The sequence below is a fragment of the Streptomyces sp. NPDC021080 genome, assembly GCF_044333225.1.
Lineage (GTDB): Bacteria > Actinomycetota > Actinomycetes > Streptomycetales > Streptomycetaceae > Streptomyces.
The window spans coordinates 14,243-38,840 of record NZ_JBIRQM010000020.1; the positions used below are offsets into that span (position 1 = coordinate 14,243).

Consider the following 24,598-nt stretch of genomic DNA (forward strand, 5'->3'; position numbering starts at 1 on the left):
TTTTTCTCAGTCGCCCGAACCGGGGTATCAGCCGGTTCGGACGGCGAGTGTACGGACCAGGATGGCTCTGGCCCGGCCGCTCTCCCCGCGTGAGCGGGGGTGTCCCGAGTGCGCGGCGCAGCCGCGAGTTCGGAATGCATTGCCTGCCCGCGCAAGCGGGTGTGTCTCAAGGGCACGGGTGTTCTCCGCGCGAGCGGAGGTGTACCGCCTGTCGCCTGTGGTTTTGCTCCCTGCACCTGCAGGGATGGCCCCAGCCTTAGGGGGGTCGCCGTACTGCTCCTCGCGCATGCGGGGATGGTCCTGATGCACAAGAGGACATGCTTTGCTCCCCACCGATGTGGGGGTGGACCGGTGGAAGAGCACGGGGAACCGTGCGCGACCGCAGTGCTCAGACCGGGTTGAGAACGGCCTGATCGCTTCCCCACCGATGTGGGGGTGTTCCGGTTCAGTGCTTGACTTTGTCCCCGCGTGAGCGGGGGTGATCCGTGGCTGGTCCCCTGGGGCTCAAGCGGTCAGAAGTTCTCTCCGCGCCAGCGGAGGTGAGAAGAGGGCCCCGATCTCGAAACGGGGCCCTCTTCGTTTTGCCCTGCGGCCGGTGGCGATGTGACGTCACGACGTCGACCTCGATAGCATGGCGGCACACCACGCCATCAGGGAGATCACCACCATGGGCGAGAGCGAGTCCCGCAGGCAACGCCGCCAGAAGGCGCGGGAGGAGGCGGCCAGGCCTAAGCCAGGCCCTCCTCCCGCGAAGAAGGCCCCGCCGCCTGCTGCCCCTCCGGCCACCCTCGAAGACATCCTCGACGCGGAGATCGTCGACGAGGACGAGGACGTCCAGAACCTCCCCGAGGTCCACGGCCGGGACTGGATGAGGAGAGAGATCAACTTCCAGGTCCCTCCGGGAGATCTGCTCCGGCCGGTCGGTGCGCCACCGCTGGTGCGCCGGGCCAAGACGGTCCGGGTGCCCGGCGAGCTGGGCCTGCACGTCGGCGGCTTCCAGGCCCGCCACGGTACGCACCTCTTCAACTTCGAGCGGACCTCGCTCGCCCTGTGGCGGGTACTGCTACGCGAGGAGCACGCCGCGAACGAGCTGGCCCGCTGGGCGACGGCCCAGACAGGGGTGCCAGCTCAGCCGAAGATGGGCGTCCTGTACCGCAAGCTAATGAACGAGCTGGAGACCATGCGTGAGGAGTCCGACGAGGGCTGACGTTCTCATCCCCCTCTTACCTGTGGCGCCTCCTGCAGAGGACCCCAGGGGATGAAGGGCCCTTGCGGGCCGTCCCCTGTCTGCAGGAGGCGCTGTCGTGTTCGTCGCCGTCCAGAATCACTCCGCCCGCGTGTCCGACGCCGACGCCGCGCTGATGGTGCGCGCCGTGGCCCATCAGGTCCGCTACGACGTCGCTCCGGCCTGGGGCCAGAAGTACGCGGCCGTCGTCTTCCTGCCGCTGGGCGCGGCCGTCCCGGCCGGGTCGTACGCCATCGGCATCTACGACGACGCCGACCAGGCCGACGCCCTCGGCTACCACTCCGAGGAGGGCGACGGCACCATCTACGGCAAGGTGTTCGCCAGCCCGGTCCTCGACAACGGCGGCACCGTCCTGCAGGGCGAGCTGTCGGTGTCGGCCGTCCTGTCCCACGAGGTCCTGGAGACGGTCGTCGACCCGCACGTGCAGCTGTGGGCCTCCGACGGCGGCGACGGCCTGTACGCCTATGAGGCGTGCGACGCGGTCGAGGACGGCTCGTACGAGGTCCGCGTCGGCGGCCGGACGGTGGCGGTGTCGAACTTCGTGCTCCCGGCCTACTTCGACGCCCAGTCCCCGGCCGGTACCCGGTTGGACCATCTCGCCCAGCTCCGGCGGCCGTTCGAGATCAGCAAGGGCGGCTACGCCGTGAAGATCACTCTGGGCCGGAACGCGAAGGTCGACCAGGTCTTCGGCGAGCACTTCCCGCAGTGGAAGAAGGAGTCGAAGCGGCACCCGCTGGCCCGCCTCGCCCGCCGGGCGCACTCCTCCTGACCCGGGCAAGACGAAGGGCCCCACTGGGTAGGCAGTGGGGCCCTTCTGTGCGCAGCGGGCGCGGCGGCTGAAGCACACCGGGCGAGCTGCGTCTTTTCGGGGAGGTGGCAAGTTCCCAGGGCCGGAAGGGCCGAGGTGTCCCTCAGTATGCACGAGATAGGCCAACTGGGTGACAGTTTCTCAGAATTGAGTACCTGTCATCGCCGTCATTCGGCTGGAAGCCGCCCCAGCAGCCGGATCGCGACGTCGACTGCGCTCTCCCCGTCGGCCGCCTCGGACAGGGCCAGCGGCCGGGTGACGGCGAGGTGGTTGTGCAGCCGCTGCAGCGCGGCCACCGCCTCGCTGTGCAGGGCTGCGGCCGGGTCGCTGGCGGGCGGCGCCGGGAACGAGCCCGGCAGGCGCGCGCTCACGCGGTGATGAACGGGTCGGCGGCCGTGGAGGGCTCGCGCTGGCCGGGGTTGCGGTTCTCCCACAGCAGCCGCTGGCGCACCGACTCCGGCACGGAGCGGGAGGCGTGCGGACCCAGGTGGGACTCGACGACCTCGCAGCTGTGGATGGCGTACTCGCCGTTGACGCTGTCGCGGCAGGCGCGCTCCGGCCACACGGGCAGGCGCATCTCGGTGATCGCGGGCTTACGGGCTCTGGGCATCGGGTGGGCTCCTCTCCACCCCCTGGAGCCCCTGGGGCGCTCCGCGACAGCACCCCTGCAGGACGGCATATGCCACCTTCGGCGCTGCGACTTACCAGAACCGCGAATCTGTCATAACTTCCTCCATGTAGGCACGCAGCGTGATCAAACGGCTACGCGTGATCACATTGTGCTGCCGTATGACCGGCCCACCCGGGGCCGGGCAACCGAGTAGGAGGACACACCATGGCTGCTTCTCCCGAGCCGACCACCGACCTCTACGCCGCGCCCGTCGTGGGCGAGTACAGCTTCCTGTGCGGCGGCGCGGGCGGCGACAACCCCAACGAGTCGTGCCTGGGCCTGGCCCCCGTCGAGGGCGGCGGCTTCTCCCTCGTCGGCAACAAGCCGGAGGACGCGGGCCACAACGTGCGCGGCAGCTTCAAGGAGTTCCAGGGCCTCTACCGCCAGCTCGCGGCCATCCCGGGCATCGGCGGCTGACCCGTCGCAGTAACCGCTAGATGGTGACGGTGCCCAGGGCCGGTGGATGGCCCTGGGCACCGTTGTCACTCTACCCACCGCCCCGGAACGTCTTGACAGGAGCGACTCATGCCGCTATCAGACCTCGTCGGCGACCCTGCCGACATGCTGCGCGCCTGGCCCGCAGCCCCCTCACTGCACCCGCACCCGGCAGGCACCTTCGACCACCTCATCACCCTCGACGAGATCGACCGCCTCATCGACAGCAACTGCCTGCCCTGCCGCACCGTCCGCCTCATCGGCCGCAACGGCAAGATCATCGACGAGAGCACCTACACCCGCGACGGCGACATGCCCGCCCCCGGCTCGCTGCGCCAGCACCTCGACGACGGCGGCTCCCTCTCCCTGCGCCTGATGGAGACCACCTTCCCCGCCCTCGCAGCCCTCTACCAGGAGCTGCGCGCGGAGACCGGCTACACCGGCCACATCAGCGGCTACCTCACCCCGCCCGGCGAGCAGGGCTTCCGCTTCCACTACGACCCCTACACCAGCATCATCGCCCAGCTCGCCGGAGGCAAGGAGTGGCCCCTGCACCGGCCCGTCGTCGACTTCCCGGTCGAGGAGTACGGCGACTTCCGCGTACGCGGCTTCACCGACCTTGAGCGCCACCACCAGGCCACCACCGCGCCCTTCGAGACCTACACCCTTCACCCCGGCGACGTGCTGTGGGTGCCGCAGGGCTGGGTCCACTCCCCGCACAACCGCAACGGCGACGTCCCCAGCTTCCACCTCACCATCGCGCTCAAGCCGCGCAACCTGCACTGGGCCGTCGGCCAGCTCGCCCCCCTCATCGCCCAGCGCGTCCTGAGCCACCCGGACGGCCGCCAGCCGCTGACGCCCGCCGCCCTCCTGGACGACAGCCCCACCACGGCCAAGGCCGTCCGCTCCTGCGTGCTCGGCGTCCTCGCCGCGATGGACGACGAGGATCTGGGCACCTTCCTGCGCCGGTCGGCCCTGCCCGATTCGCCCTCTGCAGCCCCGCTGCTGCGCTAGGGTCTGCGTCCGTGACCGCCGCCACGCAAACACATCAGGAACCCGAACTCACCAGCCAGAACTGGGCCGGTCATTGGCACGGTTTCGGCCCGTGGATCGGATCGCCCGCCGTCTACCACGCGGAGGGCAACCGGCGTCCTGCGCATCCCGTTCCCCCGGCGCCTCCTGCCGGGAAGGACGACAAGGCGGGCATCCGCCTGCAGGAGCGGTACCGCGAGGCGGCCGTGGAGTTCTCCACCGGCGACGTGCCGCCCATCGTGACCGGCCACTGGCTGGTGAGGATGGGGAGGGCGGCTGCAGAGCGGACCTGGACGGACCTCACCGATGCCGTCGAGTGGCTCAAGGCGCAGTACACCGACAACCCGCCCTTCGAGCGGGCCGACGGCCTGCAGGCGTACCTCTCCCTGGACGACCGGATCGCGTACGCCTACGACGGGCTGCCCCGGGGGGTGGACACCACCTGGTGCTACTACACCCCGGCCAAGAGCCTGCTGAGCATGTCCGTCGTGTGCTGCCCCAACCTGTTCCTTCCCAAGGTCGCCTGTCCGCTGCCTCCTCGCCGGTAGGACCGGCGAAGGCCCCAGCGCGAGGCCCCCGTCACGGTTGTGGCGGGGGCCTTCGTGTGTTCACTCGTACGGGTGAAGGGGGGAATGGGACGGCCGGGATCAGGTAGGCGGACAGCAGCCCGGCGTCCCGCCAGGCCGGGTCGGGTCCCGTCCGTACTACCCCTCCAGTTCCCCCGCTGGTGTACGGGCGAGGCCCCCGCCGGGCCCGAGCCGGTGGCTGCCGTCGGTACCGGTGATGACCACCGGCGGGCAGTCGGGGCAGGACACGACGTTCTGGGTGCCGAGCCAGCGCCAGCCCCTCTCCCAGAGGTACGCCCACTGGCCGTCTGCAGGCCGCTGTGCGGCCGTCTCGCAGCCCGGGGTGGTGCAGGCGACCATCAGGTGCCCGTCCTCGGCGACAGCCTTGCCTGTGGCCAGGTCGATGACGCGTCGGCCGCCGTGCCGCTCGCTCATCTTCTGCAGGGCCGCCTTCAGTTCGGGCGGCATGTCGTCGACGTCGAGGGGCTGGTCGGGCTCGGTGCTGCGCATGGCGTTCTACTCCTCGCTGTCCACGCGGGTCTTGCGGATCTCGTCGCCGACCTGGTGGGCGATGACGATGTGTGCGCCGTCGGCCTTCTCGCCGAGTTCGGCGAGGATCGCCCGCTTGTAGCCGTCGAGCTTCTGCAGCTCGGCGACGGCGCCGTCGACCTGGGCGTCGATGTCGGGGATGTCGTCAGGGGCGGGGGCGGAGTTCTGGTCCGGCACGGTGTCTCCTCGTGGTGGCGGGCTTGAGGGTCTCAGCGTAGCGGCGCGGCGGTGCCGTGCGGGCCCGTTCGCGTGGCAGGATGGGTGCTCCGCCGCACCGCCACGTTCCGCCGCCGTACCGCCGTCTTCAAGGACTCTGGTTCCGCGTGTGCATCACCCCAGGTCAACCGTACAAAACCTCAGGCAGGCCCACCCTCTCGCCGTCGGCCGAGGTAGAGACGCGAAGTGCGGGAGGGGCGGCGCGCGCGACTTCCCCTAGTGGGTGGTGGGCTCCCGAGGTTTTGTACGGTTGACCTGTGAGGGTGGACCGGCAGGATAAGGAGGCGTGGACCCCCTCGTGCTGCTCGATACCTGGCTGGAGAACTCCTCCCTGCGCCACTCCTCCCGTGCCGAATACCGCAGGGAGGTACAGAGCTGGCTCGCCTGGTGCGCCGCCCAGCGCAACCCGGCCGTCCACCCCTGGCACATCGGACCCGAGCACGTCGCCCGCTGGGCCTACGAGGAGTTCCTGCAGGATGCCCTCGGCGACCTCCCCTTCGACGGACCCCGCGCCCTGGCCATCCTCGCCAGCGAGAACCCCGGCCTCGTCAAAAGCCACGACCGGCGCATCACCATCCTCGTCCTGTACTACAAAGCCGCCAAGGAACAGAAGCTCGTCCTGGAGGAACCCCACCTGCAGGACCTACGCTCCGGCCTCGACCGCAACGTCACCGCCCCCGGCCGCCTCACCCCGCGCGAACGCGCCGTCTTCCTCGGCGCCGTCGGCGCCTGGGGACCGGCCAACTCCACCGCCCCCGAACGCGACCGGCTTCTCGCCTACCTCCTCCTCGGAGGCCTGCGCCCCGCCCAGGCTGTCCGCCTCGACATGCGCCTCATGGAGCCCCAGCCCGACCTCGGCTACCACGTCCAGCTCCCCGACGCCGTGGACGGCCCGGGCCGCCACATCGTCCTCGACCCCATGGTCGGCGACGCCGTCCGCGACTACCTCCCCCACCGCCCCGAACCCCAGCCCGGCATCCACACCCTCCTGCTCTCCCGCCTCCGGCGCCCGCTGCGCAGCCGCACCCCCAACGACATCGTCCGCGCCATCGCCGACACCCGCCCCCGCCTCGCCGACCGCCGCCCGCCCGTCACAGCCGACACCGTCGCCCACACCGGCCTGTGGGACGAACCAGAGGAACCTCCGTGAGAACAGACCTGTGCCAGCGTCACTACGGCGACGGCCGCCCCTGCCAGCAGGCTCAGAGGTATCGCCTGCCGAACTCCACCCCCTCCTGCTGGCGCCACCTGACCTTCGAGGAGAGGTCCCTCGTCGTCGCCAAGAAGGCCGCCCGCATGGCGGAAGCCACAGCGCAGTACATGAGCGAGGGCAACGTCTACCTCACGTGGCAAATCCCGTCGCGAGCAGCCGGGCAGAGCGACCGGGAGTACCTCAAGGCCTTCCACGACGGCCGGTGCGCCTGGTGCGGCCGAACTGACGAGCCCCTGGTGCGGGACCACGACCACGACACCGAGCTGTCGCGCGGCCTTCTCTGCACCGGCTGCAACCAGGCCGAATCCGTGTACGGCCGCTACATCAAACGTGGTGAAGTCGCCCGCCCGCATGCCTGGGATCTGTACCGTAGGGTCCCGCCCGCCAGCCTTTTGTCTGTGCGCATACGCCAGCCCAACGACCCACGTTGTCGGTGCGGCTGCCAGCCCAGGAGGACCCCTTGACCGAACTGACCGCCGATCAGCTCCGGGAGCTGTACGGAGAGCCCGCCGACACCTGGCCCGGCCAGGGACTGGACGTCGTCGAGGGCGAAGGGCGCACCGAGGTCTTCGAGGACGGCGTCCTGATCGGCTGGGTCGAGGACCAGGAGTTCCCTCACCTGGGAAGGAGCCTGCCGACCTTCAGCACCGTCATCACCGTCTTCGAGAACGGCGAGCCGTGGGGCGTGCCGTTCCCCGGCGGGTTCATCCCGGCCAGCCCCCTGAAGGCACGGAGCAGCGAACGGCAGCGCTGGCTGCCCGCCGGACACCCCGACCGCGAGGAGCAGTCATGACCACCACCGAGACCCGCTTCGCCCGACTCGACGACATCCTCGCCAGCCTGACGCTGGAGGAGAAGCTCGAACTCAACCGGCGCGTCCGCGTCGGCGCCCTCACCCTGCAGGAGGGAGATCCCGTCCAGGCCGCCCGGCGGCTGCGCGGCTCCTACATCCACGAGGGCCTGGAGGACGAGGGCGAGGACGCCTGGGTCCACTACGACGTGGCGGCCGGGACGCCGGGGCGCATCGTGCGGGTGAAGCAGCACGTGACGCCGTTCCCGTACGTGGTCATCTTCGAGGACGGCGAGGAGCTGTCGCTGGCGGCCACCGGCGACGTCGAGCGCACGGGCTGACGCCCTGGAACTTGCCCGATCCGGCCACTTTCCTTGCACGGGAAAGTGGCCGTTTTCGGCAAGTGCTGTAATACCGGTGGCCGGGGAGGCCCCGGCGGAGGGGTGGGGATCATGAGCAGAATGGTGCAGGTTGCGGTCGGGGGCGCGCTGGTTGCGGCCTTGGCGGGGGTGGTCGCCTTCGTCGGCGGCAGCTCGGACAGCGGCGCCGGTGGCGGCTCGGGGCGCGCCGTGGGGACGCGGACGTGTGCCGACTGGGCCGGTCAGATGGACGACGGCGCGCGCTGGGACGCGGCGAGGGTGCTGCTGGTGAACGCGAAGGGGCTCGACGGCACGAAGGGCGACCGGCCGCCGAGGACGAAGGACGTCCAGGACTTCGAGCTGTGGATGAGCCAGGCATGTGACCAGGCTTCCAGTGATGAGCTGCTGGCCACGGTGGCCGACGGGGTGTACGAGGACAACGCGGCGTACTTCAGCAGCTGAGATGAGCAGAGGCCCACCTGCTGTGTGCTGGTGGGCCTCGCGCCTGCTCGCCTCGACGGGCAGGGTGATGGGGTTGATCCTAGCGGGTCAGTTGCCGGTGGGGACCAGGTCCTTGCGGATCTTGGAGATGCGGCTGGGGTGGACGTCGAGGAGTCCGGCGATGGTCTTGTCGTTGCACTCGACGCCGAACTCTCCGGCGATCTGCTTGACGCGGTCGACGTAGGCGAGGGTCTGCTCGGCGGTGCGGCCCTTGGGCGGGGCGGTGGGCAGGGCCTGCAGGAAGCAGCGCCACATCACGACCTCCTCGTTCTCCTCGGCCTCGGGCTCGGGGGTGGCTTCGAGGGCGGGCTTCTCCTCGGCGGCCGGGAGGGGGACGGGGGTGATCAGGACGCTCTCCCAGGCGGCGGGGATGGCCTCGCCCCTGGACTTGTAGTCGTCGGCGAGCTGGCGGACGACGACGTTGGGGGCCAGCTCCCACAGCTTCACGCGGCGCCAGACCTTGAAGGTGCTGAAGGGGGCGAGGAACCACCAGGACAGGCGGATGGAGGGGAGCTGGGCGGGGCGCAGTCCGGCGAGGATCTCGGCGCGGCGGCGGGCGGCCTTGGCGTTGCGCAGGCGTCCTCGGAGCATCATCTCGTGGCCGATGATCCAGGCGGCCGGGGAGAGGGCGTGGAAGGCGACGGCGGTGGGGTTGGGCCAGGCGGAGCGGATCTGCAGGCTGAAGGTGGCGAGGGAGAATCCGGCGACGATGAGGCGGATGCCCCAGGCGGAGCGGCCTTCGCGGATTTCCTGGACGGCCTTGCGGGAGTAGGCGAGGACGGAGAGGTCGGCGATGGCGGAGACGACGGCTGCCTGGTCGGAGGGCATGCCGACCTTGAGGGCCATGGTGTAGAGGGTCTGGAAGCCGCCGTAGAAGCCGCCGAGGGCGATGGCGTAGATCAGGATGTCGGTGAGGCGGGTGTCCCAGTCGACGTCGGCGAGGCGTTCTCTGAGGCTGGGGCGCCGGGTTGCGGACACGACGTCGTTGTTGCGGGTACGCTTGGTGCGGGCCATCTGAACTCTGCTCCTCTGTCCTGCCTTGGCGGGCTTGTGGCGGTGTGGCGGGTCAGGCTCTATCGACGCCCTCGCGAGATGTCCGGTGGAATGGATCTCGGCGGGGGCGTTGGTGTGTCCGGGGTCAGCTGGCTACGGGGAGCCGCGACTTGCGCTCGTCGATGACGGCCTGGGTGTGCTCGTGGTAGTCGGGGTACTGCCTCTTGCGCCCGGCTTCGATCCGCCCGATGGTCTCGGAGAGTTCCCGGACGAGCTGGACGGCCCGGAGGACGTCGTCGCCCCTGAGGTACTCGGGGACGTGCTGCTGGGCGAACGAGGCGCGGACGCGGTGGTGGCGGCTTTCGCCGGTGTCGATGTCCCGGGCTCGCAGGCGGGTGGCGAACGAGGCGCGGTCGGTGGACGGGCGCCCCTGGACCTTGAGGACGTTGTGGATGAGGTGGCCTTCGGCCCAGGCGCCTTCGGCTGCGTCGACGGCGAGGGTGTTGAAGAAGGCGAGGGCGCTCTTGAGGTCTCGGGCGGTGAGGCCGACGGCGCTGAGGGCTTCCATGGTCGGGGTCATGGGGACGTCGTCGAGATCGAGTCCGGCGTTCATAGGGACGCCTCCTTGGCGGTAGCGGTCGACCCCCACCCTAGCGCACTGATTAGTGCGCTACAAGGCGGGGGTCGTCGCGGGTCACGCCTTGGGGGTGCCGAAGCCCTCTCCGCCGAGGGCGATGATGTTGGCGAGGGTCTGGATCGGGCCCTGGTGGCCGTTGGAGACCTGGGCCTGGACGTCGTCCTTGAATTGCTGCAGCCCGGCGATCTCGGCGGCCTGCTCCTCGATCTTCTGCTGGAGCGGGGCGATGCTGCTCTGGGCGGCCTTGGTGACGGCGTCGACGAGGGCCTGCGCGGCGGCGGTGACCTCCGGGGTGCCGGTGAAGGCCGGTTCGGCGACCGGCCGGTTCGTCTGGGCGGGCTCCTCGAAGACGGGCGGGGCCGCCTTGTCTGCGGCGGGCTTCGGCGCCTTCGCCGTCTTGGCCGCCGCTGTCTTCCCCCGGGCGGCGCGGCGCTCCTTGGTGCTCTGGGACGACCCGGCCACGCCGTGGGCCTTGCTGCGGTGGGAGGCGAGGCTGGCGGGGCGGGTGAACTTGTCGCTGTCGCACTCGGGGCAGATCAGCTTCTTCGCCTCCACCTGGTCCTCCTCGGCGCTGCTGTGCACGGGCTCGGGCTCGGGCAGCGTAGCCGTCTCGGACGCCCCCAGCTTCCTCAGGGCGCCCTTGATGCCGCACCGGTCCATCTGGATGCGGACCTGTTCGGCCGTGGGCGGCTTGGTCAGGGAGAAGCTGATCCCACGCTTGTGGCCGATGGGGGTGATCGAGACGCTGCTGAGGCTGCAGACGACTTTCCAGTCCACCCTCTGGGCGGCCTCGACGGCCTCCTGGATGTGCGAGGGGAGCGGGGGGAGCTGGGTCTGTGCAGGCGTGGTGACGGTCATGGGTGGCGGTCTCCCTTGAGGCTCCAGATTGGCGTCTAGAGCGCGTGTCGTCCGCTGGGAATGGTACCGAGACGGGCGTGGTGGCGGGTCCCACCGATCTCGGTGACGACCTCCTCGGCCGTCCAGCGGTGCTCTTCCAGGTGTGGCATGAAACGGAAGTGTCGGTCAACGTACGCCAGCGTCATGTGCGGTGTCCAGCCGTGTTCGCTCGGCAGTTCGTATCCGTGGCCGCGCAGATAGCGGGCGAGGTCGGTGTGGACCTCGGAGTGGCGCGGGAAGTCGATGCTGGCGTAGAGGACGTGCTCGTCCTTGTTGGCGAACTTGCCGGTGCCGCCGATACGGACGCCGAACGGCTTCTGGCGCAGAGCCCACGAACTGACCACCTGGGGCAGGATCTTGAGCTGCTCGGGCGTGTAGTCGGCGGCCTTGCCGAGGTAGGCGAGGGTGACGTGGAGGTCGTCGGCGGGCTGGCCGTCCTTCATGGCCAGCTGCTCGGCGATCTCGCGCGGCGGCACCAACGCCACCATCACGCCGCCGGAGTTGTCGACGGCCGCCGCCTCCGCCAGCAGCGTCTGCTGGAAGGTGGCGTGGCGGGGGCTGTGCTCGTGGGGCTCGGTCCAGTCCTCGTCAGGTCCGTGGACGGCGGGGTGGTCGATGTGGGGGCCGTTGTAGCCCCACTCGTTGATGTCGTTGCCGTCGGTGCGGACGTGCTTGGCGGGGACGGTGGCCTTGAGGACCGGCCAGTCGTAGTCAGGGTCGTATGGGCCGTCGTGGTCCGTCTTGCCGCCTTCTGCCGCCTCCATGCGGGCGTGCTCGGCGGAGGTGGCGACCCAGTCGCCGGTGCGGATGCGGTTCACGCCGTGAGGGGCCGCCCGGTAGATGGTCACCGGCGCCTCGGAATTGCCCCGGGCCCGATGGACGGCGGCCATGGACTCCTCATGGGGCTCCCCCATGCCGCCCCAGTCCGGGTTGTCGAGGTTCTCCTGCTCGTGGGCACGCCCGCCCTCTGCTGTTGGACGCGTCGGGTCGTGCAGGGGGGCATCGTTGGGGCCGGGGGCCCGGTGCGTCAGTTTGCCGTCGTCCACGCCTGCAGTCTGCCGCACCGCACTGACAGCCTGAGCCGCGTGCTTCTCGACGGGCTCGCTGAAGTCGTAGTGGTGCCGGGCGCCGCCGGGCTCGCCCCAGGAGATGGCGTGGACGTCGAGAGGGGTGCCCGGGTGCAGGGGGACGCGGTAGTTGCCCTCGTAGTCCTCGCCGTGGCCTCCCGCCATCTCGCTCCAGAAGTGCTGGGTGCCGGGGTGGCGGGCGTGGAGGGTGACGTTGGTGGAGCGCTGGCCGTCGGGGCGGGTCTCGTGCTGGGCGAGGGCGGCGTCGTCGGCGACGCCGTGGTTGCGGGTCCAGAACTCGCCCAGGCCGCCGCTGGCGCCGGTGAGGTCCTCGTTGCTGATGCGGTCGGAGGGCTTCTTCAGCTCGGACAGCAGCAGGTGGGCGCGGGCCGGGAGGGGCTGGCGCTCGTCGTGGACGAAGGCGTGCTTGTCGGGGGGCAGGGTGACGTTCATGCCTCGCGAGAGGTTGTCCCGCTCGAAGGCCTCCGTGAACAGAGCTGTGACCTCGCGGAGGGTGAGGCGCTTGATGGCGTCGTTGTAGTTGTGGGGGCCGATGTGGCCGATGAACAGGCGCTCGGCGCGGTCGGGGGTGGTGGTGGTGCCGTCGGCGGACTCGTAGCGGTGGGTGACGCGGTGCGACTTGTGGCCGGGGACGTGGGCGGCGCTCCAGCCGCGCAGCGGCAGGCCGAGCGCGTGGTCGGTGGCGCGGGGTTCGCGGCGCGAGAGCCGGTCGACGGTGTCCAGGACGCTGCCCTGGACGTCGGAGGGCATGGAGTCGAAGTCCTTCTCGGCGCCGCCGTGGAAGTGGACGGGCAGGGCGTTGGAGCCCTGGTCGCCCAGGCGCTGTTCGGCGTCGGTGATGTTGTGCCCGGCGTAGCCGACGTGGAGGGTGTCGCCTTCGTGGCGGTGGACGACCTGGTGGCCGCCGGGGGTGAGGGCGGCGTGCCAGCCCTCCAGCGGGTGCGACAGGGGGTAGGTGGTCACGCCGGAGCCGCCCCTGTGGAGGGCGTCGATGGTGTCGGTGACGTGGCGTGCGCCTCCCCCGAGCCGGTCCAGGTCGCCCTGCAGCTCGGGGTGGGGCTCTACGCCCTCTGCTGCCGCTTCGCGACGGCGCAGCGCATCTCGTTCAGGTTCACGCGCCGCCGGTCCTCCGGCGTGGCCGCGCGGCGCTGGATCTCCGCCTGTACCTCGGGGTGCATGCTCCCCCTCCTTCTTCGTGGTCGCAGTGTAGCGGTCCGTGGCCGCCTGGGCGAAGAACGCCGTGGCGGTGCGGGACCCGTGGACGCAGTAGGGGCAGGAGTGCTCGCCGTCTGCGGGGTAGCGCAGGCGTCCGCAGTGCTCGCAGGCGGTGCTGTACTCGCAGGGCTCGTCCGCGTTGTGGGAGTGGGTGATGGTCACCTGGCCGGGGTGGAAGGCGATGGCGCTGGTGTGGCCGTCGGTGCCCTCGTAGTGGTTGCCGTAGGTGATGCCGTCGTGGCCCTGGGCCTGGAGGTGCTGGCGGAAGCCGTCGGCGGCTGCCTGGCCCCGGGGGTGGACGGTCAGCGGCGGGTCGGCGGGCCCCCGGTCCGGGTCGGCGAGGTCGCCGTGGCCGTTGGCCAGGGCCCACGCACGCCCTTCGGAGTCGAGGTCGTTCTCCGAGGTGTAGTGCTTGGGGTTCTTCATGTCCAGGTGGACGTGGTAGGCGTGGCCGTGCAGGTCCTGGCCGAGGTCGGTGGCCACGCGGTGCTCGCCGGAGAAATGGGCGCCCAGACGGGAGTTCCATTCCCTCTCGCCGGGGCCGTAGTTCTCGTACGGGTCGCTGCGGTCCTTGCCGAACTCGAAGTGGTCGAACTGGGCTCCGGAGCCGTGGAACCACTCCTTCGGGCTGCCGGAGGCCGGGGACGGGCACAGGACCGACTTGTTGCCCGGTCCCTCCTCGCCCGTCGCCTCGGCTTGCAGCACGGAGGCCTTCCAGAAGCCGCCCTCCTGGGCGTGGCCGCGCACCGCGTCGGCGAAGCCCTGACCGCCGCTGTGGTGGTCGGAGATCATCTGGTGGTAGTGCTGCTGGAAGCCTCCGCCGTGGCCGCCCTCGTCGTCGGCGAAGTACTTCTCGCGCCCTTCGGGGGTGATCTCGCCATCGGGGAAGGTCGTGGTGAGGTGCTTGTGGTGGGCCAGCTCGTGGATGAGCGTGCCCTCGTTGTAGGAGGCCTTGCCGAGGGAGACGACGGGCATGTACTTGCGCTCCGGCTTCACCCAGAGCTTGGAGTCGTAGCGGGAGTAGTTGGTCTGCTGAGCGCGATGCATGCGCACCTTGACGCGGGACAGGCCCTCCTTGTCGCAGATCTCGTCGGCGTGCTGCTGGGCAGCCTTGGTGTCTTTGTACTTGCGCTGGCCGGAGTCCTTGAACGCGGCGTGCTCGGCCCGGTAGTGGCCCCAGGTCTGCTCGCTGGTCGCCAGGCCCTTGGGGGCGTCGTCCGGGATGTCGGCGGCCTGCCGGAAAAAGGCGCTGGCGCTGTGCTGGGTCATGCTGCGGCCTCCGGGGCGGTCGCGCCGTCGTGGGCGTGCTTCCAGTCGATGAGCTGCTGCAGGGGCTTGCCCGGGGCCTTGTCGAGGGCTTTCCAGGTGGCATTGGCCGGGTCGTAGAGGCCGGTGCCGTCGGGGCCGAAGGCGGCGTGGCGGTCGCCGTGGAGGTAATCGTACAGAGCGGCGCCCTCGCGTTCACGGACTCCGGCGGGGAGTTCTGCGACGGCCTTGACCAGGGTCTTGATGGCCTCGAAGGTGTCCCAGGTCGACTCGGGAAGCTTCTCGGGGCCGAAGTCGTCGGGGACCTCGACGGGCCGCACGGCCCACTCGTCGCGGGTGATGTCGTACGCCGCGTACGGCTTGATGTCGCGGATGTCGTAACTGCCCGCATTCACGTAGAACGTGCTTTCCCAGGGGCCGGTCTCACCGCCCGGGCCGGGCAGCATCCGATGGTCGTCGTTGAGGTGCTCGCGCAGCTCGTCGGTGAGCTTCTCGTCGACGGTGGCGTCGGGCTCGCCGCAGAAGGCGTCGCAGTGCTGGTTCAGGGCCTCGTGGTCGATGCCGATCAGGACGTCGAGGTCGCTGTTGCCGTAGAAGTGGGAGGCCTCGGAGCCTGCGAGGTAGACGCGGGCCCAGGTCTGCCAGGAGTCGCCGTAGCGGGGCGCCCACAGGCCGTTGATCAGGCCGAGGATGTGGCGGCGGACCTCGGGGCGCATGCGGTCGCCGTCGAAGAGCCGCTCGTCCAGGTCCTTCTTGCCCGGGGCGAAGAAGTGGTCGTGGGGCAGCCAGTCGTGCGTGTGCCGGTAGGGCTCGTGATTGTCCGGGACGGGTGTGGCCTGGGTCTCGCAGAAGTTCTCTTCCGCCTTGGAGGCTTCACGCTCCGGCAGAGGGACGGAGCGGCCGGGGAACCGCTGGTGGTGGGGCTTGTCCTTGTTGGCCTGCAGGGCGTCGCTGGTCCAGGTGTTCTCGGGGGCGTCGGGGTGGTCGTAGGGCTCGTCGCGCATGTCGGCCTCGCGGCGGGCGCGGGCCTGGTTCATGTAGATGTTCGCGCCGGGGGTGGAGTGGTACTGCGCGAGGACTCGGGCGTGAGTTTTTGCAAACTCTGGGCCGTGGACGGATCCTGCGTCGTCCTCGCTGGTGACGCCCCGATGCTGGAGCAGGTGGTGGGTCAGTTCGTGGAGGACGACGCCTTCGTGCTGGTGATTCTGGGCCAGCATGATCTCGCCCCTGCTCCATGACCTGCCTGGCTTGGGCGGCGCGTAATAGCTGGCGTCGCCGCCGTCCTGGCGGATGCCGACCATGGGGCGGGGGACGCCCTCGCGGTCGGAGACGTGGTTGGCGATCTTCTGCGCTTCCATCATGTCGACGGGGCGCTGCGGGACGGCTTTGTGGAAGGCGTGCTCGGCGGGGACGTTCAGGGAGGAGTGCCAGTCGTCGCCGGGGAGGCCAGCGATGTTGACGGCTGCCGTCTTGCCGTGGCCGCCGTCGGGGAGGGTGCCGTCGCAGGTGACGTCGTCGGGGCTGTCGGCGGGGACGGTCATGCCCGCGTCGCAGTGGTAGCACTCGAAGCCGGTGCCGTGCTCGCCGAACCCCTGGCAGCAGGGGCAGGGCTTGGTGGCTGCGGCCATGCGGGGGCGGCCGGTGAGGCGGTACTCCGCCCGGGCCGTGTCCAGCTCGTGCTGCGGGATGGAGGGCTTGTCCACTGTGGTGAAGCCGATGTGGCTGGGGTGGATGTCGGCGGGGATGTGGGTGCCTGCGGCGAGGGCGGGGTGGTCCTGGGGGACCTTGACGCCGGGGCCGGGCAGGCCTGAGTGGGAGCGCTGGACGCGGAGGGGGACGTGGTCCATGCCGAGGGCGCGGGCGGCGCGCAGGCGGTGGTTGCCTTCGCCGAGGTAGGCCTCGCCGGTGGCGGGGTGGTAGTGGAGCATCAGGGGCTCCATCTGGCCGCTGGTTGCGAGGTGGGCGCCGACGGCCTTGGCGTGCTCGGGGCTGGTCTCCTGGCTGGCGTAGCGCTCGACCTCGTGGCGGGGCACCATCTCGACGTTGGTGTAGCCGCCGACGTTGGCGCGGATGTGGTGGCCGTGGGGGTTGAGGAAGCGGCTGGGGATGTCGTCGCCGTCCTGGACCGCCGCCGTGGTGGCGAGGGCGGCCGTGTGGGTCTCGCCTGTCGCCTGCCGGAAGAAGTCCGTCGCGCTGATGTCCGTCACCGTGCACCTCCAGCCCTTGGGGGTGGAGGGGGGCGGGCGGACACGAATGAGGCCCCCCGGCTCTAGAAACCGGGGGGCCTGGACGTCTCACGTGCGTATTTACGAGGGGGTTTACCCGCCAAGATAGACCCAGCTCACAGGACGCCGACCTGTTCGGTCTGCCGCGTCCCCACGCCGCCAACTGCGCCTTTCGTTGCAGCATTCTCGTGAGACGTTACGTGGCCCATCGTGCCATGCCGGGAGGCGCTCAGCAAGGCGCACCCCCTTGCGTGCGGGTGTGAAACCCCTATCACTTCCAGGTCGAGCCCCCTACTACCTGCGGTAGCCGCTGCGGTGGCGGCCGAGGTTGCGTTCCCAGCTGTCGCGGCCGGTCCGGGTGCGGCTGAAGCGTCGCAGGGCGTCGAACTGGGCCTGTCCGTCGAGGTCGGGGGCGGCTGCATCGGGGCTGTTGATGCTGGAGCCGTGCAGGCCGCCCTGCATGGCGCCGTGGACGCTGGCGGCGCCGAGCATCTCCTTGTAGCCGGTGATCCATTCGCCGATCAGGGACCAGGTGGTGATCATGATGGCGTCGGCGATGTCCTTGGTCTGGACGGGGCCGACGGTGGGGTGGTCGACCCTGTTGGCACTGGGTGCCTTCTGGAGGAACTTCAGCTCCAGGGAGCCCTCTTCGTAGGAGCCTTCTCCGGCCGGTGCGTGGACCAGGCCCATGTTGATCGCGGCCTTGAAGCACTCGGCGACCTGCCAGTTGTAGGTGGCGTTCGCGTCGCGGATGAAGACCTGGACCTTCTTAGGCAGGCGCTCCTTGGCGATCTTCTTGACGAGCTTCTGGGTGGAGCCGACGGAGTTGTACTGGTCGAAGGTGAATTCGGAGGGCTGGAAGGGGACGATCATGTCGTCCCAGATCCAGTCCTCGACCTCTTCGTAGTCGATGGTGTGGTTGGGGAAGTCCGCCGGGTCGAAGTGGTGGATCTTGTCGAAGACGACGTGGGGGCGGCCCTGCAGGTCGTACTCGACGTGCGCGAGCGCGAGGCCGAAGCGGCAGTTGACGCTGGAGGGGTCGGCGTGGCCCTTGTAGTCGACGGCGAGGATGCCCTGGGTGCTGGGGAGGATGAGCTGGCCGCCGTACTGGGGCGGGCGTCCGGCCCAGGCGCCGAAGACGGCGTCGACCTTGTCGGGGTCGAGGTAGGCGTCCATGACGGTGGCCCACTGGGCGCGGCGCTCGACGGCGAACGTGTCGGGGTCCGCTTTCTCCAGCTTGCGCATCTGGTCGTCGAAGGTCTGGATGGCGTTCTTCAGGACGCGGAAGCGGGGCAGTTCCTCGTCCTCGTACTCGCCGTTGTCGCCGGTGAACCCCTCGGGGAGCAGCGGGAGTTCGTGGGCGACCTGCCAGTCGAGATAGATGTCCCAGGAGGCGAGCTGGATCATCATGATGGCCGGGTAGGAGGGCTCGCCGTCCGGTTCCAGGGCGACGGCGCGCTCGTAGTTGGCGTAGAACTGGCCGGTCATCTGCCAGGGGCTGGACGGCTCGATGAGGAAGCCGTCCTTCTTGAACTGGTCGAGGGAGGGCACGGAGGCCGTGTAGACCTCCTCGGCCGAGCGGTTCGCGCCGGAGGCCACGACGTGGGCCATCTCGTCGAACCCCATGATGAACGAGGCCGGTCCGCGGCCCGCCATCAGCGTGGACTCCTTGGGGAGGATCTCGAAGGTGGCCATGTCGAGGGCGGTCTTGATCCCGCGCTGGATCATCTCGTCGATGCGGATGAAGTCGTGCGGCGCGTACACGCTCAGCTTCTCGCCGAGCGAGCTGGCGATGTAGGGGGCGAAACACGGCCCACCGGTGACGACGTTGACGAGGTCGCGCCACAGGTTGGCCTTGGCCTGCTCGCGCTTGCCCGCGAAGATCAGGCAGGCGAGCTTCTTGTCGCGGTCGACGCCGTAGTGGTCCTGGGGGTCGCCCTTGGCCATGTAGTTCCACAGGACGTAAGCCATGGCCAGGGCGCTGATGTGGCCCTTGCCCGCGCGTCGGCCCATCACCAGGAGGATCTCGCGGAACCACTGGTAGCCGAGCGCCTTGGCGGCCCGCATCCGGCGCAGGATGTCCGGGGTGCCGCCGATCGGCATCTTGGGCCGGTCCTCGTTCTGCTCCAGCGAGTCGAGGTCGGCCATGGCCTGGGCGAGGCCGGGGTCCTCGGCGAGTTCGGCGACCAGGTCGAGCTGGGCCTGGGCGGCGCGCTGCTCGTTGGTGGTCCTGGCGGTGCGGTACTGCTCGTCCCACTCGGCGACGACGCGGTAGTCGTACGGGGTGAAGAGGTCCTCGCGCAAGAAAAAGACCTTCAGGAGGGTGGCCTGGCGCGGGTAGAGGTTCGGGCGGTTCAGGTACTTCGGGGAGACCACGAAAGTAATCGGGTCCGGCACGTCCAGGCCCAGGAAGAGCTGGTGGATCGCTGTGGGGTCGAAGTTCGCAAGCGGTGAGCGGTCCTCGTTGCTGGGCATGGGCGTCCTCCTCGCCCCTTGAGGGCGCTCGGGGGCCCGCGTACAGCAAACGGCCCTCCCGTACTCCAGGAGGGCCGTCTGACGTCACGACGTCAGTGGGGTTTTTCGCAGTCGTCGAGGTGATCGAGGAGCCGGGCGAGGTACTCGACCGGGTAGGGGGCACTGCGCTTGCCGCCGCAGCACGGGGTGGTGGCCAGAGAACGGATGCCGAGAAAGTCGCCACCGCTTGACGTCACGACGTCGAGGGAGAGCCGGACACTGTCGACCCGCCCGCCGCAGCTGCCGCAGTCCTGGGGGACGATGCCGACCAGCACGAAGTCCTTGCCGTGTTCGATGATGCGTGTCATCAGTGGGGGTGCCCTCCTCGTGCGGCGTCGGACTTGATGACGCCCTGGGTGCCGAGGCCTGCGATGTCGTGGGTGACCTCGAAGACCTTCTCGTCGTGGTCGAAGGTCTTCTTCTCGACGCGGCCGACGATCTCGATCTTGGGGCTGGCGACGCCCTCGATCACGCGGCCGGTGCCGTCGACGACCTTCTTCCAGGAGATGTCGATGGCCAGGCCCAGCGCGCTGTGGACGCGCTCCTTGGCTTCGCGCTCGAACTCCTCGACGTTGAAGGCCCGGGCGCCGTAGCGCTCCTGCATCCCGGCGAAGATGGCCTCCAGCTGGAGGATCTCGCTGTCGAGGATGTCGCCCTGGGCCATCTCGCTGCGCTGGCCGACCTCGCCGTACTCGCGGTCGAAGCGGTCGGGGCCGGGCTTGGCGGCCGGGGACCCCTTGACGCCGGGCGGGAGGATGAGGCCGGACTGGTGGGGCGTGTTCACGGGGTCTGCTCCTTGGAGGTGAGGTCGGTGCGGGTCTGGCACGGAGCGGGCTCGGAGCAGCTGGTGCACAGCCCGGTGAGGGGGTCCGTGGTGTGCCGGGAGAGAGCCAGGGCGATGCGCCCCTTGAGGGCCTGCATCTCCAGGAGGACCTGCATGGCGTAGGTGGCGCCGTCGAGGAGTTCTTCGAGCAGGTCCTGGGGGGCGTTGCGGCCGTTGAAGGTCTTCACCGGCTGGCCGTAGCGCTGGAGGCCGATGGCCATGCGCTTCTCGATGTGCGCGATCAGGGCGTCCTGGACGTTCTCCTCGCCCCCGGTGGGCAGGGGCTGGTCTCCGGGGCGCTGGCGCAGGCTCTCGGTCATCGGCGGCCCATCCAGAAGATGAACGCGCAGAGGGCGAACCACGCGAGGGTGGTGATCACGCGGCGGGTGTTGTCGGACATGGGCGGGCTCCTGTGGCGGGTCAGGCAGCGGTGAGGGTGGCGTGGCACATGCCACAGCGGGCGGCTTCGTCGGTGACGACGGCTCCGGCGATGGCCTGGAGCTTGGTGCGGGAGGTGACCTTGGAAGCGTCGGCGAGCTTGGGCGAGTTCGCGACGTTGGCGATGGCCAGGACCAGGTCGAACATGGTGGGCTCTTCGGTGCGGGAGAGCGCCACGGTGACGTCGGCGAGCGGGCGGACGGGCAGGCCGTGCTCGGCGGCGATGCGGTGCAGGCGGGTGATGCGGTCTCCGGCGATGGAGGTGTGCTGGAGCTTGAAGAGGTGGTCGATGTCGTTGTTGAGGCGGGCGTCGGCGCGCAGGGCTTCTGCCTCCAGGCGCTCGGCGATCTTCTCGATGGACACGCCCCGGGCGTCGATCTTCAGCGACCAGTCGGGGATCTGGACGACGCTGGTGGTGTCCCGGTCGTAGAGGATCGGGTGCACGGTGGGGGCGAGGTTGTTCTTGCGGTTCTGGGCGAGGCGCAGGCCGCCGTAGACGGCGCCGCCGGTGCCGATGGTGGGCAGCGGATTGATGACGTCCAGGCGCAGGTCGTCGGCGTTGAACCAGTCATCGAGGACGGTGGCGCCGGAGGGGAAGATCTTGCTGGCGATGCGGACGAACTGCTCGACGTCCAGGCGGGGCTGGGAGGGCTTGCGGACGTCGGTGACGCCCTTGTCGTTGTAGTCGATCGTCACTTCGCCGGTCGCGTAGTCGATCCGGGAGTTCATGACGAAGTGCTTCTCGCCGGGGGTCAGGCGGCCGAAGAAGGCGCGGGGGATCTCGTAGAAGGAGCAGAGCTGCTCGACCGCTTCGTCGTCGAGGCTGATCTCGTGGTCGCCGAGGAAGAGGGTGGGGGCGATGCCGACGCCCTTCTCGAAGTCGACGGCGGGGGCGCAGGCATCGGAGTTCCAGCTGCGGTCGCGGGACTTCCAGTCGACGTAGACGTCGGCGAGGGTGCGGGTGGCGGGCTCACGCAGGAACATGGCGGGGTGTTCTCCTCTTGGCGGAAAGGAATTCAGTCCGGTGGCGGGTCCGGATTTTTTAATGTGATGAGGACTGGGCGTTTTTCTGAAGGGCGGCGAGTACGGGGCTCGCGTTGAGGGCGGCGGCGAATTCTTTACGCCGGTCCGTGGGGATGAAGCCGAGGGCGATGCGCATGTACTCCATGAGGGCGTCGCGCCAGACGTTGGCGTCCACTCCCCCGTCGAGCGACTGGTCGATCCGGTGCTTGAGGTCGATCGCCTTCATGAGGGTGGCGGCGTCGACCTTGATGTCGCCGCGCTGGAGGGCGTCGAATCCCCGCAGGACGACAATGTCGAGGGCGGAGAGATGGTCGGCGACCCGGCCGCCGTATTTTTCGATCTCTTCGCCGAGCTGTTCCGCGCGGCGGGCGAGGATGGCGGCCTGGGCGCGGTCGCCGAGGGCCATGTGCTTGTCGGCGTGCAGGCGCAGGGACTTCTCGGAGGGGTGGCCCAGCGGCCCGGCTTCCAGGTCCTTGAGGTAGGCCAGGATCGTGGGGCGGGTGTAGGCCTCCAGGGTCCACTTCTCGATCTGGACGCGGTGGGGGGACTGGCAGACCCGGCACTTGGAGTTCGTCTTGGCCGGGACGGTCCGGCCGCCGACGCGGACCATGACGATGCTGGAGGGGCTGTCGTCGTCCGCGCTGTCGATGCGGGCGGGCAGGTTGTCGGTCATTCGTCGCCTGCCGTCCGGGGGATGCGGTGCTGGGGTCCCACAGCGCCTTCGATCGCGTTGAGGTGCAGGTGCTTGGAGTTCAGGGACCGGTGGAAGTTGCCCCGGCGGACGGCTCCGTCAGGGGTCCCCTCGGTGGTGTAGACCTCGCGCTTGAGCCGGTTCTGGAGCATGTACCGGGTGAGGATCAGGGCCTTGGCGTCGGGGTCGGGGTCCGCGAGGAAGGACTCCTTGAGCAGCTCGTCGGCGGCGGCCTCCAGTTCCGGGTCGACGCCGTGGCGCAGGCGGCTCACGCTGCTTCCTCCACGGCGATCTGCAGGCCGTCGCCGGAGATAACTCCGGCCTCGATCAGCTCGTTGAGCCGGACCAGGCCCTGGGTGGCGTAGGAGGCGACCGGGTTGTCCTCGGAGACGCCCATGATGCGGGCGACTTCGCGTTCGGCCTTGTTCTCGATGAGAAACAGCTGAATGGCCTCGCGCTGGCGCGGCGAAAGGAGATGTTTTCCTCTTGCGCCGCGTCCGTTAATCGCTGTGTTGTAGAGGCGGACGATGTCGTGGATGCAGTACTCGGTACCGTCCGGTCCAGTGATGGTGTCCTTACCCTCTGTTTCGTAGAGGGCATTCCATGCCTGGAGGTGTCGGAACAGTTCCCTGAGCGTGCGCACGGGAATTGTCATGCAGGCGGGTCCTTTGCACTGACGTGTGGCGGTCACGTCTCCGGCACCCTCTGGCGGGCGAAGATCGCCGGATTTTGCTCAGCATAGGCAGGCGCCTACAGCCCGTTCCACTAATTCGTCGATCGAACTTTGCCACTGGACAGGACCGGGTCCCTAGACTGGATGCGCCCAGCCTCCTTCGCGGGCGGCTGGGCGCACGAGACGGGCCTGCGGCACCTGCCGGGGCCCGCTTCTCGTCACGCCGTCAGCGAGTCCTTGAGGCGCTGCCCGAGCCGCTCCAGGGAACGGACGAGCTGCTCGGCGGAGCGGCTCACGGCGGCCCGGAAGATCGCGTGGTAGCGGTCCTCGGCCGCGTACGCCCGGCCGCGCTGGGTGCGTTCCTCGACGGTGACCCTGCCGGTCGGCGAGATGAAGCCGGTGGCCATGGCCTCCTCCCAGCGCCCCTTGGCCAGCATGGCCTCCAGCCAGGTGGTGGAGGCCTTCTGCTCCCACTCCAGCAGGCCGGTGGTGATGCGCAGGAGGAAGTCCTCCTTCTCGCGGGCGGTGAGGCGGGTGTAGTCCTCGACGTAGGCGCCGGAGGGGAGCTTCTCCCACTCGGGCCAGCCGAAGATGTCGGTCTTGATCTCGCCGGAGGGCATGATCACGACGGGGTTGCGGACCAGCTCCCACAGCTCGTTCATGAGCAGGTAGGCGTCGGGGAACATACGGTGGATGATCCCGGAGGCCTGCTGCAGGATGCCGGAGATCTCGGCGCCCTCGCCGGGGCGCCAGTCGGTGCGCATGCGGGCGAAGCCGGTGGTGGCGGTCTCGCGGGAGCGGTCGGGGTCGATGTCGACCGCGACGGGCTTGTCGGCCTCGCGGGCGATCTCGCCGATGACGCGGTGCGCCTGGTCGACGGCCTGGGCGTTATCGGCCCACTGGGAGAACTCGGCGACCTCTTCGGCGCTGCTCATGCCTGCTGTTCCTCATCCTCGGTGGGGCAGTTCTCGTCGCAGTGGGGGCCGGGCTCGCCGTCCCGGGTGGCCAGGTGGCTGGCCCGGCCGTTGAAGCACTGCCAGCAGCAGTCGGTGCCGTGGCAGTGCTGCTCCGGCGTCACGCCGCCGACTCCAAGGTCTCCGCGAGGCGCGCCTGGTCCTGACGGAGCTTCTCGTCGTGGAGCCAGGTCAGCGCGAGGAGGACGGCGTCGCGGACGTGCTCGTTCCAGGGCATGTCCTTGCCCTGGGCGGCGGGCGGCAGGACGTACTGCTCGACGGCCGCCTTGACGTGGGCCTTGGTGACCTTCTTGACCCGGGATCCGGCGGTGCCGATGATGACCGACTTGGCGTGCCGGTTGTCGACCATGACGGCCCGGCCGCCGGTGGCGCGGTGGATCTCGCGTCCGGCCAGCGTGATGGACTCGGTGCGCATGCCGGAGACCGGCGGGCGCTCGTAGACGATGGCGTCGGCGTTGGCCGCGAAGCCGGAGCGGTTGCGGCACACGGCCGCGTAGAGGCTGTCCGCGCGGGCGAAGTTGCCCTCATGGCTCTTGATCTCCTGGACGTCGGCCGGGGGCCGCAGGAGCGCGGTGACCAGGAGGTGGACTCCGGCCTCGTTGGACTTCACGACGACCATGCCCGTGTTGGCGAGGGCCTGGTCGAAGGCCTGCACGGTGCCGTAGGCGAAGTCACCCGGGGCGAGCGGCGGGGTCCAGCCCTTGCGGGTGGTGAGGTCTTCCAGGCCGGGGATGGCGAGCTGGTTCATGGGAATCT

At 69.6% G+C, this 24,598-nt stretch carries 30 protein-coding genes; 10 read left to right on the forward strand and 20 right to left on the reverse strand.

Going from position 1 to position 24,598, the window contains the following annotated elements; genetic code table 11:
* The first annotated feature begins 631 nt into the window (after nt 1-631).
* Nucleotides 632-1,207: a hypothetical protein gene (locus ACH4S8_RS37245; RefSeq protein ID WP_398402290.1), complete on the forward strand. Its 576-nt coding sequence runs from the start codon at nt 632-634 to the stop codon at nt 1,205-1,207.
* A 97-nt stretch (nt 1,208-1,304) separates the two neighbouring features.
* Nucleotides 1,305-2,015 (forward strand): hypothetical protein, encoded by a 711-nt coding sequence (locus tag ACH4S8_RS37250; protein ID WP_398402292.1) that lies wholly within the window; start codon nt 1,305-1,307, stop codon nt 2,013-2,015.
* A gap of 206 nt (nt 2,016-2,221) precedes the next feature.
* Here ACH4S8_RS37250 and ACH4S8_RS37255 read toward each other — a convergent pair whose 3' ends face one another.
* Together ACH4S8_RS37255 and ACH4S8_RS37260 are read right to left on the reverse strand one after the other, a co-directional pair.
* Nucleotides 2,222-2,425, reverse strand: a complete 204-nt coding sequence (locus ACH4S8_RS37255; RefSeq protein WP_398402294.1) for a hypothetical protein — start codon at nt 2,423-2,425, stop codon at nt 2,222-2,224.
* Nucleotides 2,422-2,664 carry a hypothetical protein gene (locus ACH4S8_RS37260; protein WP_398402296.1) on the reverse strand — a complete coding sequence of 81 codons (243 nt, stop codon included), beginning with the start codon at nt 2,662-2,664 and terminating at the stop codon, nt 2,422-2,424. The genes ACH4S8_RS37255 and ACH4S8_RS37260 overlap by 4 nt, the downstream gene beginning before the upstream one ends.
* A gap of 225 nt (nt 2,665-2,889) precedes the next feature.
* Here ACH4S8_RS37260 and ACH4S8_RS37265 point away from each other — a divergent pair, with 225 nt between their 5' ends.
* The 3 genes from ACH4S8_RS37265 (at nt 2,890) to ACH4S8_RS37275 (ending at nt 4,739) form a co-directional block, all read left to right on the forward strand.
* Nucleotides 2,890-3,141, forward strand: a complete 252-nt coding sequence (locus ACH4S8_RS37265) for a hypothetical protein (protein WP_398402298.1) — start codon at nt 2,890-2,892, stop codon at nt 3,139-3,141.
* A 108-nt stretch (nt 3,142-3,249) separates the two neighbouring features.
* The gene (locus tag ACH4S8_RS37270) at nt 3,250-4,173 is read left to right on the forward strand and encodes a JmjC domain-containing protein (RefSeq protein ID WP_398402300.1); all 924 of its coding nucleotides are present in this window, start codon (nt 3,250-3,252) and stop codon (nt 4,171-4,173) included.
* Nucleotides 4,174-4,184: 11 nt separating this feature from the next.
* A complete protein-coding gene (locus ACH4S8_RS37275) occupies nt 4,185-4,739 on the forward strand; it encodes a hypothetical protein (RefSeq protein WP_398402302.1) in 555 nt (184 codons plus the stop codon).
* A gap of 156 nt (nt 4,740-4,895) precedes the next feature.
* Here the strand turns inward: ACH4S8_RS37275 and ACH4S8_RS37280 are convergent, their stop codons facing one another.
* Nucleotides 4,896-5,267 carry a hypothetical protein gene (locus ACH4S8_RS37280; RefSeq protein WP_398402304.1) on the reverse strand — a complete coding sequence of 124 codons (372 nt, stop codon included), beginning with the start codon at nt 5,265-5,267 and terminating at the stop codon, nt 4,896-4,898.
* 6 nt (nt 5,268-5,273) lie between these two features.
* Nucleotides 5,274-5,483, reverse strand: coding sequence for a hypothetical protein (locus ACH4S8_RS37285; RefSeq protein ID WP_398402306.1), 210 nt, complete (start codon nt 5,481-5,483; stop codon nt 5,274-5,276).
* A 325-nt stretch (nt 5,484-5,808) separates the two neighbouring features.
* Here ACH4S8_RS37285 and ACH4S8_RS37290 point away from each other — a divergent pair, with 325 nt between their 5' ends.
* The 5 genes from ACH4S8_RS37290 to ACH4S8_RS37310 all read left to right on the forward strand — a co-directional run bounded on the left by ACH4S8_RS37290 (nt 5,809) and on the right by ACH4S8_RS37310 (nt 8,346).
* The gene (locus tag ACH4S8_RS37290; protein WP_398402308.1) at nt 5,809-6,672 is read left to right on the forward strand and encodes a hypothetical protein; all 864 of its coding nucleotides are present in this window, start codon (nt 5,809-5,811) and stop codon (nt 6,670-6,672) included.
* Nucleotides 6,669-7,199 carry an endonuclease domain-containing protein gene (locus ACH4S8_RS37295; protein WP_398402310.1) on the forward strand — a complete coding sequence of 177 codons (531 nt, stop codon included), beginning with the start codon at nt 6,669-6,671 and terminating at the stop codon, nt 7,197-7,199. The genes ACH4S8_RS37290 and ACH4S8_RS37295 overlap by 4 nt, the downstream gene beginning before the upstream one ends.
* Nucleotides 7,196-7,528, forward strand: coding sequence for a hypothetical protein (locus ACH4S8_RS37300; protein WP_398402311.1), 333 nt, complete (start codon nt 7,196-7,198; stop codon nt 7,526-7,528). The genes ACH4S8_RS37295 and ACH4S8_RS37300 overlap by 4 nt, the downstream gene beginning before the upstream one ends.
* The gene (locus ACH4S8_RS37305; protein WP_398402313.1) at nt 7,525-7,866 is read left to right on the forward strand and encodes a hypothetical protein; all 342 of its coding nucleotides are present in this window, start codon (nt 7,525-7,527) and stop codon (nt 7,864-7,866) included. The genes ACH4S8_RS37300 and ACH4S8_RS37305 overlap by 4 nt, the downstream gene beginning before the upstream one ends.
* A 111-nt stretch (nt 7,867-7,977) precedes the next feature.
* Nucleotides 7,978-8,346, forward strand: coding sequence for a hypothetical protein (locus tag ACH4S8_RS37310; RefSeq protein ID WP_398402315.1), 369 nt, complete (start codon nt 7,978-7,980; stop codon nt 8,344-8,346).
* Between the two features lie 87 nt (nt 8,347-8,433).
* Here ACH4S8_RS37310 and ACH4S8_RS37315 read toward each other — a convergent pair whose 3' ends face one another.
* The 16 genes from ACH4S8_RS37315 to ACH4S8_RS37390 all read right to left on the reverse strand — a co-directional run bounded on the left by ACH4S8_RS37315 (nt 8,434) and on the right by ACH4S8_RS37390 (nt 24,590).
* Nucleotides 8,434-9,399: a DUF2637 domain-containing protein gene (locus ACH4S8_RS37315; RefSeq protein ID WP_398402317.1), complete on the reverse strand. Its 966-nt coding sequence runs from the start codon at nt 9,397-9,399 to the stop codon at nt 8,434-8,436.
* A gap of 124 nt (nt 9,400-9,523) precedes the next feature.
* On the reverse strand, nt 9,524-9,991 hold the full coding sequence (locus tag ACH4S8_RS37320; RefSeq protein ID WP_398402319.1) for a hypothetical protein: 468 nt from the start codon (nt 9,989-9,991) through the stop codon (nt 9,524-9,526).
* An 81-nt stretch (nt 9,992-10,072) separates the two neighbouring features.
* Nucleotides 10,073-10,873, reverse strand: a complete 801-nt coding sequence (locus ACH4S8_RS37325; protein WP_398402321.1) for a hypothetical protein — start codon at nt 10,871-10,873, stop codon at nt 10,073-10,075.
* A 35-nt stretch (nt 10,874-10,908) separates the two neighbouring features.
* On the reverse strand, nt 10,909-14,484 hold the full coding sequence (locus ACH4S8_RS37330) for a 2'-5' RNA ligase family protein (RefSeq protein WP_398402323.1): 3,576 nt from the start codon (nt 14,482-14,484) through the stop codon (nt 10,909-10,911).
* On the reverse strand, nt 14,481-16,688 hold the full coding sequence (locus tag ACH4S8_RS37335) for a hypothetical protein (protein ID WP_398402325.1): 2,208 nt from the start codon (nt 16,686-16,688) through the stop codon (nt 14,481-14,483). Before ACH4S8_RS37335 ends, ACH4S8_RS37330 begins: the two co-directional genes overlap by 4 nt.
* 312 nt (nt 16,689-17,000) lie before the next feature.
* On the reverse strand, nt 17,001-19,181 hold the full coding sequence (locus ACH4S8_RS37340) for a hypothetical protein (RefSeq protein WP_398402327.1): 2,181 nt from the start codon (nt 19,179-19,181) through the stop codon (nt 17,001-17,003).
* Nucleotides 19,182-19,273: 92 nt separating this feature from the next.
* The gene (locus ACH4S8_RS37345; protein ID WP_398402329.1) at nt 19,274-19,528 is read right to left on the reverse strand and encodes a hypothetical protein; all 255 of its coding nucleotides are present in this window, start codon (nt 19,526-19,528) and stop codon (nt 19,274-19,276) included.
* A complete protein-coding gene (locus ACH4S8_RS37350) occupies nt 19,528-20,004 on the reverse strand; it encodes a hypothetical protein (RefSeq protein ID WP_398402331.1) in 477 nt (158 codons plus the stop codon). The genes ACH4S8_RS37345 and ACH4S8_RS37350 overlap by 1 nt, the downstream gene beginning before the upstream one ends.
* A complete protein-coding gene (locus ACH4S8_RS37355; RefSeq protein ID WP_398402333.1) occupies nt 20,001-20,363 on the reverse strand; it encodes a hypothetical protein in 363 nt (120 codons plus the stop codon). Before ACH4S8_RS37355 ends, ACH4S8_RS37350 begins: the two co-directional genes overlap by 4 nt.
* 100 nt (nt 20,364-20,463) lie before the next feature.
* A complete protein-coding gene (locus ACH4S8_RS37360) occupies nt 20,464-21,465 on the reverse strand; it encodes a hypothetical protein (RefSeq protein WP_398402335.1) in 1,002 nt (333 codons plus the stop codon).
* Between the two features lie 58 nt (nt 21,466-21,523).
* Nucleotides 21,524-22,177: a hypothetical protein gene (locus ACH4S8_RS37365; RefSeq protein WP_398402337.1), complete on the reverse strand. Its 654-nt coding sequence runs from the start codon at nt 22,175-22,177 to the stop codon at nt 21,524-21,526.
* Complete coding sequence (locus ACH4S8_RS37370) at nt 22,174-22,467, reverse strand: hypothetical protein (protein WP_398402339.1); 294 nt, start codon at nt 22,465-22,467, stop codon at nt 22,174-22,176. The genes ACH4S8_RS37365 and ACH4S8_RS37370 overlap by 4 nt, the downstream gene beginning before the upstream one ends.
* Complete coding sequence (locus tag ACH4S8_RS37375) at nt 22,464-22,850, reverse strand: RNA polymerase sigma factor (protein ID WP_398402341.1); 387 nt, start codon at nt 22,848-22,850, stop codon at nt 22,464-22,466. The genes ACH4S8_RS37370 and ACH4S8_RS37375 overlap by 4 nt, the downstream gene beginning before the upstream one ends.
* A gap of 236 nt (nt 22,851-23,086) precedes the next feature.
* A complete protein-coding gene (locus ACH4S8_RS37380; protein ID WP_398402343.1) occupies nt 23,087-23,803 on the reverse strand; it encodes a hypothetical protein in 717 nt (238 codons plus the stop codon).
* The gene (locus ACH4S8_RS37385) at nt 23,800-23,946 is read right to left on the reverse strand and encodes a hypothetical protein (protein ID WP_398402345.1); all 147 of its coding nucleotides are present in this window, start codon (nt 23,944-23,946) and stop codon (nt 23,800-23,802) included. The genes ACH4S8_RS37380 and ACH4S8_RS37385 overlap by 4 nt, the downstream gene beginning before the upstream one ends.
* On the reverse strand, nt 23,943-24,590 hold the full coding sequence (locus ACH4S8_RS37390) for a hypothetical protein (RefSeq protein ID WP_398402347.1): 648 nt from the start codon (nt 24,588-24,590) through the stop codon (nt 23,943-23,945). The genes ACH4S8_RS37385 and ACH4S8_RS37390 overlap by 4 nt, the downstream gene beginning before the upstream one ends.
* Nucleotides 24,591-24,598 lie beyond the last annotated feature (8 nt).

What these genes read in the sequence shown, in the direction of transcription:
- ACH4S8_RS37245 (WP_398402290.1), top strand. Translation starts at nt 632, where the DNA reads ATGGCGGCACACCACGCCATCAGGGAGATCACCACCATGGGCGAGAGC.
- ACH4S8_RS37260 (WP_398402296.1), bottom strand. Translation starts at nt 2,664, where the DNA reads ATGCCCAGAGCCCGTAAGCCCGCGATCACCGAGATGCGCCTGCCCGTG.
- ACH4S8_RS37265 (WP_398402298.1), top strand. Translation starts at nt 2,890, where the DNA reads ATGGCTGCTTCTCCCGAGCCGACCACCGACCTCTACGCCGCGCCCGTC.
- ACH4S8_RS37270 (WP_398402300.1), top strand. Translation starts at nt 3,250, where the DNA reads ATGCCGCTATCAGACCTCGTCGGCGACCCTGCCGACATGCTGCGCGCC.
- ACH4S8_RS37280 (WP_398402304.1), bottom strand. Translation starts at nt 5,267, where the DNA reads ATGCGCAGCACCGAGCCCGACCAGCCCCTCGACGTCGACGACATGCCG.
- ACH4S8_RS37305 (WP_398402313.1), top strand. Translation starts at nt 7,525, where the DNA reads ATGACCACCACCGAGACCCGCTTCGCCCGACTCGACGACATCCTCGCC.
- ACH4S8_RS37310 (WP_398402315.1), top strand. Translation starts at nt 7,978, where the DNA reads ATGAGCAGAATGGTGCAGGTTGCGGTCGGGGGCGCGCTGGTTGCGGCC.
- ACH4S8_RS37315 (WP_398402317.1), bottom strand. Translation starts at nt 9,399, where the DNA reads ATGGCCCGCACCAAGCGTACCCGCAACAACGACGTCGTGTCCGCAACC.
- ACH4S8_RS37320 (WP_398402319.1), bottom strand. Translation starts at nt 9,991, where the DNA reads ATGAACGCCGGACTCGATCTCGACGACGTCCCCATGACCCCGACCATG.
- ACH4S8_RS37325 (WP_398402321.1), bottom strand. Translation starts at nt 10,873, where the DNA reads ATGACCGTCACCACGCCTGCACAGACCCAGCTCCCCCCGCTCCCCTCG.
- ACH4S8_RS37330 (WP_398402323.1), bottom strand. Translation starts at nt 14,484, where the DNA reads ATGACCCAGCACAGCGCCAGCGCCTTTTTCCGGCAGGCCGCCGACATC.
- ACH4S8_RS37340 (WP_398402327.1), bottom strand. Translation starts at nt 19,181, where the DNA reads ATGCCCAGCAACGAGGACCGCTCACCGCTTGCGAACTTCGACCCCACA.
- ACH4S8_RS37345 (WP_398402329.1), bottom strand. Translation starts at nt 19,528, where the DNA reads ATGACACGCATCATCGAACACGGCAAGGACTTCGTGCTGGTCGGCATC.
- ACH4S8_RS37355 (WP_398402333.1), bottom strand. Translation starts at nt 20,363, where the DNA reads ATGACCGAGAGCCTGCGCCAGCGCCCCGGAGACCAGCCCCTGCCCACC.
- ACH4S8_RS37360 (WP_398402335.1), bottom strand. Translation starts at nt 21,465, where the DNA reads ATGTTCCTGCGTGAGCCCGCCACCCGCACCCTCGCCGACGTCTACGTC.
- ACH4S8_RS37365 (WP_398402337.1), bottom strand. Translation starts at nt 22,177, where the DNA reads ATGACCGACAACCTGCCCGCCCGCATCGACAGCGCGGACGACGACAGC.
- ACH4S8_RS37375 (WP_398402341.1), bottom strand. Translation starts at nt 22,850, where the DNA reads ATGACAATTCCCGTGCGCACGCTCAGGGAACTGTTCCGACACCTCCAG.
- ACH4S8_RS37380 (WP_398402343.1), bottom strand. Translation starts at nt 23,803, where the DNA reads ATGAGCAGCGCCGAAGAGGTCGCCGAGTTCTCCCAGTGGGCCGATAAC.
- ACH4S8_RS37390 (WP_398402347.1), bottom strand. Translation starts at nt 24,590, where the DNA reads ATGAACCAGCTCGCCATCCCCGGCCTGGAAGACCTCACCACCCGCAAG.